At 46.1% G+C, this 11,924-nt stretch carries 12 protein-coding genes and 1 riboswitch; of the genes, 6 read left to right on the top strand and 6 right to left on the bottom strand.

The window, feature by feature from the left end; genetic code table 11:
• Window positions 1-108: 108 nt before the first annotated feature.
• From FTU69_RS12510 to FTU69_RS12500, 3 genes are all read right to left on the bottom strand, one after another.
• Window positions 109-627, bottom strand: a complete 519-nt coding sequence (locus FTU69_RS12510) for a DUF1543 domain-containing protein (protein ID WP_180103978.1) — start codon at window positions 625-627, stop codon at window positions 109-111.
• A 369-nt stretch (window positions 628-996) separates the two neighbouring features.
• Window positions 997-2,241: a tryptophan synthase subunit beta gene (trpB, locus tag FTU69_RS12505; RefSeq protein WP_005179981.1), complete on the bottom strand. Its 1,245-nt coding sequence runs from the start codon at window positions 2,239-2,241 to the stop codon at window positions 997-999.
• The gene (locus tag FTU69_RS12500; protein WP_075168221.1) at window positions 2,222-2,866 is read right to left on the bottom strand and encodes a phosphoribosylanthranilate isomerase; all 645 of its coding nucleotides are present in this window, start codon (window positions 2,864-2,866) and stop codon (window positions 2,222-2,224) included. The genes trpB and FTU69_RS12500 overlap by 20 nt, the downstream gene beginning before the upstream one ends.
• A 145-nt stretch (window positions 2,867-3,011) precedes the next feature.
• Window positions 3,012-3,233, top strand: a riboswitch (cobalamin riboswitch).
• 37 nt (window positions 3,234-3,270) lie between these two features.
• On the opposite strand from FTU69_RS12500, the gene FTU69_RS12495 reads away from it, so the two are divergent.
• From FTU69_RS12495 to FTU69_RS12485, 3 genes are all read left to right on the top strand, one after another.
• Window positions 3,271-5,124 carry a TonB-dependent siderophore receptor gene (locus FTU69_RS12495; RefSeq protein ID WP_180103977.1) on the top strand — a complete coding sequence of 618 codons (1,854 nt, stop codon included), beginning with the start codon at window positions 3,271-3,273 and terminating at the stop codon, window positions 5,122-5,124.
• A 95-nt stretch (window positions 5,125-5,219) separates the two neighbouring features.
• Entirely contained in the window at window positions 5,220-5,801 is a 582-nt protein-coding gene (locus tag FTU69_RS12490) for a cob(I)yrinic acid a,c-diamide adenosyltransferase (protein ID WP_104504091.1), read from the top strand.
• Window positions 5,802-5,946: 145 nt separating this feature from the next.
• Entirely contained in the window at window positions 5,947-6,660 is a 714-nt protein-coding gene (locus FTU69_RS12485) for a glycerophosphodiester phosphodiesterase (protein WP_180103976.1), read from the top strand.
• Window positions 6,661-6,722: 62 nt separating this feature from the next.
• Here the strand turns inward: FTU69_RS12485 and FTU69_RS12480 are convergent, their stop codons facing one another.
• Entirely contained in the window at window positions 6,723-7,214 is a 492-nt protein-coding gene (locus FTU69_RS12480; RefSeq protein WP_005179993.1) for an META domain-containing protein, read from the bottom strand.
• Between the two features lie 228 nt (window positions 7,215-7,442).
• On the opposite strand from FTU69_RS12480, the gene FTU69_RS12475 reads away from it, so the two are divergent.
• The 3 genes from FTU69_RS12475 (at window position 7,443) to FTU69_RS12465 (ending at window position 10,625) form a co-directional block, all read left to right on the top strand.
• Entirely contained in the window at window positions 7,443-8,609 is a 1,167-nt protein-coding gene (locus FTU69_RS12475; RefSeq protein ID WP_005179996.1) for an acyl-CoA desaturase, read from the top strand.
• Window positions 8,610-8,723: 114 nt separating this feature from the next.
• Window positions 8,724-10,169, top strand: a complete 1,446-nt coding sequence (locus FTU69_RS12470) for a YdiU family protein (RefSeq protein ID WP_180103975.1) — start codon at window positions 8,724-8,726, stop codon at window positions 10,167-10,169.
• 75 nt (window positions 10,170-10,244) lie between these two features.
• On the top strand, window positions 10,245-10,625 hold the full coding sequence (locus FTU69_RS12465) for an MmcQ/YjbR family DNA-binding protein (RefSeq protein ID WP_180103974.1): 381 nt from the start codon (window positions 10,245-10,247) through the stop codon (window positions 10,623-10,625).
• A gap of 69 nt (window positions 10,626-10,694) precedes the next feature.
• On the opposite strand, the gene FTU69_RS12460 is transcribed toward FTU69_RS12465, so the two are convergent.
• Window positions 10,695-10,961, bottom strand: coding sequence for a hypothetical protein (locus FTU69_RS12460; RefSeq protein WP_180103973.1), 267 nt, complete (start codon window positions 10,959-10,961; stop codon window positions 10,695-10,697).
• 265 nt (window positions 10,962-11,226) lie between these two features.
• Window positions 11,227-11,913 carry a response regulator gene (locus tag FTU69_RS12455; protein ID WP_005180005.1) on the bottom strand — a complete coding sequence of 229 codons (687 nt, stop codon included), beginning with the start codon at window positions 11,911-11,913 and terminating at the stop codon, window positions 11,227-11,229.
• Window positions 11,914-11,924: the final 11 nt, after the last annotated feature.

The following is an 11,924-nucleotide window of genomic DNA, read 5'->3' as shown; positions in this document are numbered from 1 at the left end:
CTGGCCAGAAAAATAAAAATAAGATTATTTTATCTAAACAATAACAAAAACATAGTTTGCTTTCTTTCACAATATCCAAGCCAAACCAATTGCTTAAGTCTGCTACAGTCAGGACTCGGCAATAGGCAAATAGGTATTTTCCCAGCGGTTTCCGGCAAATTCCCCGGCCACCAGTTGTACATAACGGCCATGCACCTGATCAATGGCGATGCAGTCATCAACATCCAGCACCCGGTCGGTATGCTGCTTTTGCCAGTGTGCAGCAAAATATGCCTTGCCACGCTGTTTGGCCACCATGGTATTTTGTGCAACCACCAGAACATAGCGATGCAATTCACCAAACTCACGCGCATCGTAGCCGCCTAAATTAATCAGCCAGAGTTTTTCATGCGCCTGATTCGGGGCCGCATTACTAAATTGCAGCTGATATTGTTGGCCTTCAAATTCCACCCCATTGATTTGCGCCCAGGCATCAATATGTAAGCCTTGTTGTTCGCCAAACCAGGCCTGTCTTAGCTGAGGGAAAGTCTCTTCCAGCGTATCAGCCACAGCAAGGACCACATCGTGCACTTCGGTATTGGCGCGGGCATGACGACCGCCTAACATGACGATAAACAGACTTGGCATGGGAAACTCCAGAAGATGGTTTTAACCAGGTAGAAGATAAATCAGCAATATGATACGCGTTGGCGATCGGGATGTCGCCTGTTGAGCAGCATGACAGGGACGTCAGATCTGCTCAACAAAAGTCTTTGCTTACTTTGGGCTTTTCCAAAGTAAGGGAAAATCTGGATGAATTATAATTGCCTGAATTTGTGTCAAAAATCGGATCTGAATAATCATCCTCCCCTCGTCCCTCCTTTAAAAAAGTGGGGAAGTTTCATTACAACAATAAAAAAATCGCACCCAATTGCTTGAATGCGATTTAAACCCTCCCAACCCTCTTTTACTAAGGAGGGCTATTCCCTCTTTCTTAAAGAGGGTTAGGGAGATTTTTTACATATCCACCATTTCCACGCCATCAATACGCGCTACCGTCATCAAGTCTTTATCACCACGGCCTGAAACCGTTGCAATAATAATTTGATCTTTCGACATGGTCGGCGCCAGCTTGGTCACGTACGCCATCGCATGTGAACTTTCTAATGCCGGAATGATGCCTTCAATCTTGGTCAGGTCACGGAAACCTTGCAAAGCTTCCTGGTCATTAATTGGCACATAATCCACACGATGCATATCTTTCAGGAAGCTGTGCTCAGGACCCACACCCGGATAATCCAGACCAGCAGAAATCGAATGGGTTTCAATAATCTGGCCTTGTTCATCTGACATCAGGTAAGTACGGTTGCCGTGAAGGACACCGACATGACCGGCATTCAATGGCGCAGAGTGTTTACCCGTTTCAATACCTAAGCCCGCCGCTTCAACCCCGTACATTTTCACCTCCTGATCATTCAGGAATGGATAGAACAGGCCCATAGCATTAGAACCACCTCCCACACAGGCCACAAGTGCATCCGGCAGACGGCCGGCTTGTTCCTGAATCTGACGGCGTGCTTCACGGCCAATAATGGACTGGAAATCACGCACCAGTTGCGGATAGGGATGTGGACCCGCCACAGTTCCGATCACATAATAGGTTGAATCGACATTGGTGACCCAGTCACGCATCGCTTCATTCATGGCATCTTTTAAAGTTTTAGAGCCACTTTCTACCGCGACGACTTTGGCACCCAGCAAACGCATACGATACACGTTCATGGCCTGGCGCTTAACATCTTCCGCACCCATGAACACTACACATTCAAGACCTAAACGCGCCGCGATGGTTGCTGTCGCCACACCATGCTGACCGGCACCAGTTTCGGCAATAATACGTTTTTTACCTGAAAGTTTGGCCAATAACGCCTGACCAATGGTGTTGTTCACTTTATGCGAGCCGGTATGGTTCAGGTCTTCGCGTTTTAAGTAAATCTGTGCACCACCCAACTCTTTCGACCATCGCTCAGCATAATACAGTGGACTTGGACGACCGACGTAATAAGCGAGATCACGGTCGAATTCTGCCAGAAACTGTTCATCATTCTTCATGCGGAAATAGAGCTTTTCCAAGTCTTCTAAAGCCGCCATCAGGGTTTCTGACACAAAACGTCCGCCATGGATACCGAAGTGCCCTTTTGCATCAGGGAACTGGGTATAGTCAATTGCCTGTTTTTCTGTATTAACAGTTTGCTGATCCACGATGGACTCCTTGCATAAAGCGTTCTATGAGTTGTTGGTCTTTAATACCTTTTGCGGATTCTACGCCTCCGCTCACATCTACAGCAAACGCGGCTGTGGTGTGAATGGCGTCTTCAATATTGTCAGGGTTTAATCCACCGGCCAAAATCAGTGGAATATCCAGTTGGGGAAAGCTGCTCCAGTCAAAGCTGTGCCCGGTTCCGCCCTTTAATTCAGGATGCCAGGCATCTAAAAGTACAGCGCTGGCACCGGCCTGCTGATATTTTTGAATTTCAGCCACCACATCTAGGCCCGGTTTAACCTGAATCGCCTTGTACCAGCGACGTCCAACCTGCTGCGCAATCGACTGGCACTGTTCCGGGCTTTCATCGCCATGAAATTGCAGGATGTCCAGCGCGACTGTATTGAGAATGGCCTGAATCTCACGGGCTGAGCTATTTACAAATAAACCCACCACCTGCACATAAGGCGCAATGGCCTGTACCAGAACGCTGGCCTGTTCTGCGCTCACACTGCGCGGACTTGGAGGATAAAATACAAAACCAATTGCATCTGCACCACTGTTGACGACGGCATGTACATCTTCAACCCGGGTGATGCCGCAAATTTTGGCACGGGTTCGCATAACTTGTTTGGCTCTCGTAATGCCCGCTTTATAGCCTATCTATAAATATGGGGCCGGCTCATTGTAATGCAATTTTTTTCACTTGAGTAAAGTTCAGCCTGATAATTCTTGCACAAGTTGTTTAAAATGCATACGGCACTTATACTGCGCCCGTTTCACAGCAAGTTTAAGCCTTGGCTTTAGGGAAGTTGGTGAAAATCCGACACTGCCCCCGCAACGGTAACAATGAAACATATATCAGTTTAAATCATGCGATTTACACCACTGTATGCAGATATGGGAAGGTGGATATATAGGTCCAGGTCATCATCAAGATGCCTGGCGCCACATTGAAGTCCGGATACCTGCTTGTTGTGCCCTTTAACTCAATCATTCACGTGGGGTGAATGTATGGAGCACATATCATGTCTATTCAATTTCAACCTACTGCCTTGGTAGGTGCAATCGCTCTTGCGATGGGGTTTTCATCTTCAAGTTTTGCCAACGAGTCCCTCACAGCGCAAACCAAGTTCAACACCATTGTCGTCACGGCGACTCGCTCTGCAGAAAACATTGAAGATGTGCCTGCACGTATCAACGTGATTGGTGCAGATCAAATTGAGCAATCACCCATTGCCTCTTTTCCTCAACTGATGATGACCGATGCCTCCATCAATATGGTGCAATCGGGCGGTTATGGTCAAATTGCCTCTTTATTTATGCGCGGCACCGAGTCCGACCACACCTTGGTACTGCGTGATGGTGTCCGTTTAAATAACGATGCCAGCGGTCTAGCATCGAATAGCTTTATTGATACCACTGAAATTAAACAGATTGAAATTTTAAAAGGGCCAGCATCAGTACTGTACGGTACCAATGCCATTGGTGGCGTGGTGCAAATGATTACCAAGACCCCAACCAAAAACTCGGCATTCATTTCTGCTGAAGTAGGTGAAAACAGCACCTATAAAACCATTTTAGGGCTAGATGCTGTAGAAAATGGGTTTTATGCTCAACTGCGTGGACAACGTCTTGAAACTGACGGCACCAAAATTTTTGATTATGCAGGTGCAGAACCTGCAAGCTACGATCAAAAAGGTTTTTCGGGCAAATTCGGTTATACCAGTGATGCTTTCGATGTATCGCTTGAACACTCTGAAAATGAAGGTCGCTCACAGTACGAAAACTACAGTTGGACGACTTATGCCTATAGCTCACGTGCACATGACTTTTTAAACCAAGTCACGACTTTAAGCACGCGTTATCAATCCAGTGAACATACTGAAATCAAAGCACGAGTATCACATTTTAAAGATGTGTTAACACAATTGAATGTGGTGGAAGAAACCACCTTTGTGTCTGACGAATATGACCTCAGTGTTCGTCAAAACCTCACCCCTCATCAAAACCTCACGCTGGGTGTTAACCATAAGGTCTTAGATACTGAAACCCGTAAACCGACAGATTCATTTCAAGAACAATTGGATAGCACAGGCTATTATGCCCAACACCAATTGCAGACCGACAAGCTAAAAACCCAAGTGGGTGTACGTGTTGAAGATAACCAAAAATATGGCTCTCATACCGTAGGGCAAGCAGCTGTACGTTACTTCTTCCAGCCAAATGTCAGTGTCTACAGCAATATTGGTTCGGCATTTAAAGCCCCAACCATGAATGACTTGTATTATGGTTACTATGCCAACCCCGAACTTAAACCAGAAGAAAGCCTGTCTTACGAAGTTGGGACAGACTGGCAGATGAATTCAGCTTGGCGCAGTGGCCTATCAATCTATCGTACTGAAATTGACAACTTGATTGATAGCGATCCAGCCAACGAGTGGAAGCTTGCCAATATTGATGCTGTGACCATTGATGGTGCTGAGGTTTCTGTGCACTTTAATCAAGATCAATGGTTTGCAAAAACCAGTTATAGCTATAGCAAAGCCACCAATGATGCTTCAGGTGAAGACTTAAGCCGTCGTCCACGTCAAAAAGTTGCCTTATCGCTGGGTTTAGCTGAAGACGTCTATGGTTTATCTGCAACGCTGACTGCTAATAGCCGTTCAGACAGCAGTGCCTACGATGAAGATATGATTCCAGGTCATATGCAAATTGATTTACATGGTTATTACCATGCCAATCCATACACCAAATTGTTCTTTAACATCCAAAATGTGGGCGATGTAAACTACAAAATGGCATCTCCGGGCAACTACGATGGTCAGTATTACTTAAGCGGCGGCCGCCTCGCTTCTGCCGGTGTGACCTTTAAATATTAAGCTTATCCAAGTTCAAGCAAATACTTTTGGGATCATGTCGTGACTGTGGCATGATCCTTTTTATATTCACATGATTAAAAATTCAAGGAACAGCTATGGGCCACCGTTTAAGTAAAATCTATACCCGTACTGGCGACTCAGGCACCACCGGTCTGGGTGATGGTTCACGTGTTGCCAAAGATGATTTACGCATTGCTGCACTCGGCGATGTTGATGAACTGAATGCCACCATTGGCGTACTGCGCGCACAGATTACCGCTAGCACCATTCAGGACAAAGCCAGCTGGGATAAATCTTTAAGCCTGATTCAGCACTGGCTATTTGATTTAGGCGGTGAAGTCTGCATTCCGGGCTTTACTCTGGTCCAACCGGTGTCAATCGAGTTTCTGGAAAACGACATTGACCGGATGAATGAAACCCTGCCGATGCTTAAGGACTTTATTCTGCCTGCCGGCACCTTGGCGTGTAGCTATGCCCATCAGGCCCGTGCTGTCTGCCGCCGTGCCGAACGTAGCGTGATGTCGGTGCATAGCCGTGACCAGAATATTCAGGCCACCTCTTTACAGCTCCTAAACCGTTTATCTGACTGGTTATTTGTGGCTTCACGCACCCTGCAACGCAGTGAAGGTGGCGCTGAAGTGCTGTGGCAAAAAAATATTAACGAAACGATTGAATAAAGCCGTCATTTTCATAGAAAAAATTGATGAAAATATGCGCTGATCTGACTTGTATAAATTTAAGATCAGCGCACAATAGCGCTGTCACATCCCGGTCATCTTAAAGGCTCACAATGAAACTTCCTCCCCAAACGCTGAGCCTGTTATGCGTATAATTGGACATCGTGGTGCCCGCGGCGAAGCCCCGGAAAATACCCTGGGCGGTTTTCAGTATATTCAGGATTTAGGCGTACGCGCCGTCGAGTTTGACGTACGTCAGCTCAAAGATCAGCAACTGGTCATTATGCATGATGATCATTTGATCCGGACCACCGGTCAGGACCGTCCGCTGTATGAATGCAGCACGCAAGATTTACATCATTATAATCAGGCCTATGGTTGGAAAAACTGGTTGAACTTTGAAATCACCCCGTATTTAAACCAGACCCTGGCCCTAATCCAGAACTTTGAACATATCGAAGTTGAAATTAAAGCGGTGGAAACCCAGGCGCAGGCTGAACAGCTGACTCTGGCCTTGCATCAGCAGCTCAAAGGCTTTGAACATTCTGCTGTGATTACCAGTTTTGACCTGAAAATCCATCAGGCCTTACAGGCGCAGCAGTCGACCTTTAAGCGCGGTTTACTAATTGAAGAAGATATCCAGGAACAGGCGATTGAACAGGCATTGCGCTTTGGCTGCTGTCAGATTGGCTGGATGAATGAACTGGCGACCCCGCGCATGATTCAGGCCACCCAGCAAGCACAACTGGGGGTGAGTGTCTGGACGGTCAATGAAGTGGAACGTGCCAAACAGCTGAAAGATTTAGGCATTAACGGTTTAATTACCGATTTCCCAAAACTGATGATGCAACATATTTAAAACAACAGATGCTCAATCAGCCTGCATGTTACAGGCTGATTTTATATTGATTGAACTTCTATTTAGCGTTGATTGGCCTGAATCAGCATTAGCCCGCGCTCATCCAGCAAATATAAGGTTTTACCCTGTAACTGGAAGCGTTTGACCCGTTGCAAGGCATCCATCAAGTCGGCTTCCTGTGCCAGCGCATGATCACAACTATTATGCGTGGCACGGCTGTTCAGGCTTAAACGGCCCTGACTGAACTGCAGCTGATAGCGGCCGAAAAGAGAATTACAGCCGGTATTGCCCTGCAGATTCTGAAAACGGGAATTGAGCATTAAATACGGGCTGGCATGAAAATAACGTGCCTTTTTCCCCTGAATGGTTTGAATTTCCCAGCGAATATCCTGCAGACCATCGCTACTGCGTTTAACCGCTGCCGGTGCTTTTACCGCACGTGGCTGTGACTGGACTTTGGAGGCTGTAGAAGACGGCGGTGTGCTTTGACAGGCCGTAATGAAAACCACCGCGATCAAATACGGCAAAATTAAACTAATTTTACGGTATCTCATGTGATTGATTTCGCATTGATCAAGGATTTATCTTTATCATGCCGCAGCCTTCGATAAAATCAATGAAGCTTCAATCTTATTCTGTTACTGTTTAGTACAATACATCTGTACAATAATGCTAGTGACGCCGAAACGCGCATGCTAATATGCTCAAATCTTATTCCATACATAAAGTAATGGATTAAGCACTTCTTTACACCTCCCCAGCTTTCAGGAGTACTGTTGGAGATGAATGCTCCCCTACCCAAAGCCCCAATTAACTGGGTTGCCGTTTTTGCTCTGGTGTTCTTGCCAATTGTCGCAATCATTGCCATCCCGTTATATGCTTACCACCATGATTTTAGCCTCGCAGCTTGGATCAGCATGTTTGTTTTACTTGGCGTTAGCAGCTTGGGTATTACAGCAGGTTATCACCGTTTATGGGCGCACCGTGCCTATGAAGCCACTTTACCTTTGAAAATCATTTTAATGATTATGGGCACCTTTGCCGTACAGAACAGTATCCTGTTCTGGGCCTCAGGTCACCGTACCCATCACCGTCATGTCGATGATGTCGATAAAGATCCGTATTCGATCAATAACGGTTTCTGGTACGCCCATTTAGGCTGGATGCTGCGCGACTATCCGGCAGCAGAACCGAACTATAAAAATGCGCCAGATTTGCTGAATGACAAACTGGTGATGTTCCAGCATAAATACTATGTACCGTTAGTGATTCTGGTGCATGTCGGCATTTTACTCCCAATTGGCTGGGCTGTTGGCGATATCTGGGGTGTTCTGCTATTAGGCGGTTTGATGCGTCTGATTCTGAGCCACCATGTGACCTTCTTTATTAACTCGCTGTGTCATATGTGGGGCAAACGTCCATATACCGACGAAAATACGGCGCGTGACAACTTCTGGCTGGCTATTGCCACCTGGGGCGAGGGTTATCATAACTATCATCATATCTTCCAGTACGATTACCGTAATGGCGTGAAATGGTGGCAATATGACCCAACCAAATGGTTAATCTGGAGCTGTTCGAAACTGGGGCTGGCAAAAAACCTGCGCCGTATTCCAAGCTTTAATATTAAAAAAGCGGAACTGGCGATGAAGTTCAAATATGCCGAGCAGGACCTGGCGGTATATGGCCACAATGTCAATGACGACATCAGCAGCGTCAAACAGCGTCTGGCACAAGAATATGAAGCCTTTACCCATACCCTAAATGACTGGGCCAAGTTAAAAGAGCAGGAAATTCAGGCCAAGAAATCGGCGGTGGCAGAAAAAATCCATCAAATGGATGACAAGCTGAAAGTTGAATTCCAGCTGGTAGAACAGCGTCTAACCCATCATCGGGAAACCCTGAACATTCTGATGCGTAACCTGAAAAAGAATCCGGTTTCACAATAATACCAAAGCCCTGCAAAAAGCCTCCTGATGGAGGCTTTTTCTATTCGGAAACACGACACTTTTCTCCAGCCAAGTTTGTTATAGTGAAGGCCTGTTCTGAATGGCTGTTCTGCAATGCAATTTAACTCGCGCTATCCTACCCTGCCTTCCCGTCTGTATCACCAGCAACAACCGCTGCCTTTAAAAGGCGCCAAAGCCGGGCATTTCAATGCAGCACTGGCCGATGAACTGCAATGGTCAAATGAAGACAAAGCACAGTGGGTCGAAATCTGTAGCGGCCAGAAAACATTTGCTGAATTTCCGGCATTGGCTATGGTTTATGCCGGGCATCAATTCGGGCAATGGGCCGGTCAGCTCGGTGATGGACGTGGTTTACTGATTGCCCAGATTGTTGACCAGCATCAGCAGACCATTGATCTGCATTTAAAAGGTGCCGGTGCCACTCCCTATTCACGGATGGGCGATGGTCGCGCGGTGTTACGCTCGGTGATTCGTGAATATCTGGCCGGTCATGCCTTAAATGCCTTGGGCGTACCTTCCAGTAATGCCGTGGGATTTACTTCATCCACCCAAGGGGTACAGCGTGAAAAACTGGAACCGGGTGCAATGATGTTACGTACCTCGGACTGTCATATTCGGCTGGGGCATTTTGAATGGATCAATCAATATCAGCCAGATTTACTGCCTGAATTTACCCAGAAATGTATCGAATGGCATTATCCGGAATGTCTGAAGGCCGAGCAGCCTGTTTTAGCTTTTGCCACACAGGTGGTGCAGCGTACCGCAGTGATGATTGCCCAATGGCAGCTGGTCGGCTTTGCCCATGGGGTGATGAATACCGATAATTTAAATATCACCGGTTCTACCCTGGATTTTGGCCCTTACGGTTTTATGGAGCGCTTCCGTCCGAACTGGATCAACAACCATTCCGATTATCAGGGACGTTATACCTATCAGCAGCAGCCGAGTATTGGGCACTGGAACTTGTGGACCTGGCTGAACAACCTGATTCCACTTTGTCCGGCAGACGATGACCAAGAGCAATGGAAAACGGATCTGGCTCAATGTCTGGCCCATTTTGAACCGACCTTCCTGGAACACTACAAGCATGGTTTAAACCAGAAAATGGGCTTACCCAGCTTCCATAAAGACAGCTTTGACTGTGCGATGGCTTTTTTAAGAATCTTGCAAAGCGAGCAGCTGGATTACACCCAAAGCTTTATTCGCCTGCAACATAAAGACTATGAAACGATTAAAGATGATTGCTTAGACCGTCGTCAGTTTGAAGCCTTCCTGACGCAATATGAGCGTATTCGTGAACATCAGGATACCGATGAACTGGATGCAGCCATGACCACCGTCAATCCACATTACATCCTGCGCAACCATATGGCGCAAAAAGCAATTGAACTGGCCGAGCGGGATGATTTTTCTGAAGTCGAGCGTTTATTTCGCCTGCTCAGTCAACCCTATACCCGACAGACTGCGCTGGAAAAACCGGAAGATTTAGCGCCGCTGCCAAGCGATGTGCCTGAAGTGATGGTCAGCTGCTCGTCTTAAAGTATCCACATTAGCCTGGTAAATTGTGGATAATTTCAGCATTATCCACAAAGTGCCCTTCAACCTAAATTGCGTATGGCTTTGCATCCACTTGCGGCAAAAGTCGCTACTACCCTGCCTGAAGTCACAGTGACCCAGCCTTTTGGTGAGGGTTGTGATGTGTTTAAAGTGCAGGATAAAGTCTTTATGTTACAGTTTCATCTGCACGGACAAGCGGCCATTAATTTAAAAGTAGCGCCAGATCATGGTGCCATGCTGCGTGATATTTATCCGTATATTCGTAGCGGCTGGCATATGAATGAACAGCACTGGATTTCAGTGTATGAAGATGAAGAGCTGGATGAAGCTTTAATCGAAGATTTAGTGCTGAATTCTTATGCGTTGGTGGTGTCCAAACTCAAGAAACTGGATCGACAACGTATAGCGTTACTCAAAACTGTAGGCTCGCGTGTTTAGCTCGGGCAAAAACACAGAGATAAATCGTGCCCACAGTTTAATCCTGTCTCTCGTATGTAAAATCAGCGATTAAACTTTATATTTATCATTGAACAACTCAAAGGCTTTGCGCCACCCTGAATGTTCACTGCTGTGCTGGCTTTTTGCAATTAAATACTGCAATAGTGCTTTGATGGTGGCCACTGTATCGGAATTTAAACAGACAATAATCTGCTGTACACAGAAGTTAATCTGATGTTTCAGGCGGGAACTATCCTGGGTTTGTTCAAAATAGTGTATCGCGGGGGTGATATTGCGCTGAATTAAGCGTGCGACAAGCTCAGTATTGACGTGCATAGAAAAATTCCCAAAAGCGGGCTGCGGATTATACCGGAATTTTATTTACTTCAATTTTCAGGCTTATTAAAATTTACAAAATATTCTTGTTAAAAATTAAATTCATTTAAAAATTATAATATTAGAAATCCCCCCCTTTTATCTTGGTCTTATGCTTGATCAGTCTGTTGATTTATCACCATCCTGCCCCTAAATACTGCACAACCTACTCTCATAAAAAAAGCGAATAGGCACATATCTATTCGCTTTTTCACTCCGCATGAAATTAATCTTCCGGATATTCAAAACGGTAGCCAACCCCATAGACTGCCTGAATCCACTCATGACGATTACCGGTTTCTGCCGCTTCGGAAATCTTGCGGCGCAGGTTTTTGATATGACTGTCAATCACCCGATCTGCAACATCAAAACTGTCCGGGTTAATATGGTCCAGCAACTGGGCACGGGAATAAACCTGCCCAACATGCTCTAAAAACAGTTCCAGTAAACGGAATTCCGTTGGGGTCAGGTTCAGTGCTTTTTGCTGATACCAAATGCGTTGCTGGGCTTTATCCATCCGGAATAAATCATTGGTTTCCGGTTCAGCCTTGCGGTCTAAGCGACGCAGCACTGCCTGCACACGTGCCACCAGTTCTTTCGGACTAAATGGCTTACAAATATAGTCATCTGCACCCATATTCAAGCCTAATACCCGGTCAATTTCTTCGGTACGCGCCGTCACCATAATAATGGGTAAATCAGACTGCTCACGTACTTTACGGCAAATGGTCAGCCCATCCATACGTGGCACCATCAGATCCAGAATCATCAGGCTCGGTTTACGCTGCAAAAAGCTGTTATAGGCTTCTTGTCCATCATGAAACATACTGACCTCAAACCCAGCAGCTTCAAGATAGTCGCGGACCAATTGAGCGAGTTCAACTTCATCTTCAACCAGCATGACATGTTTCATGAATATCTTTT

Origin of the sequence: Acinetobacter sp. YH12134, from assembly GCF_013418555.1 — a bacterium.
Lineage (GTDB): Bacteria > Pseudomonadota > Gammaproteobacteria > Pseudomonadales > Moraxellaceae > Acinetobacter > Acinetobacter indicus.
Note: the sequence above shows the minus strand (reverse complement) of the source record. Positions and strands in the feature narration are given on the sequence as shown.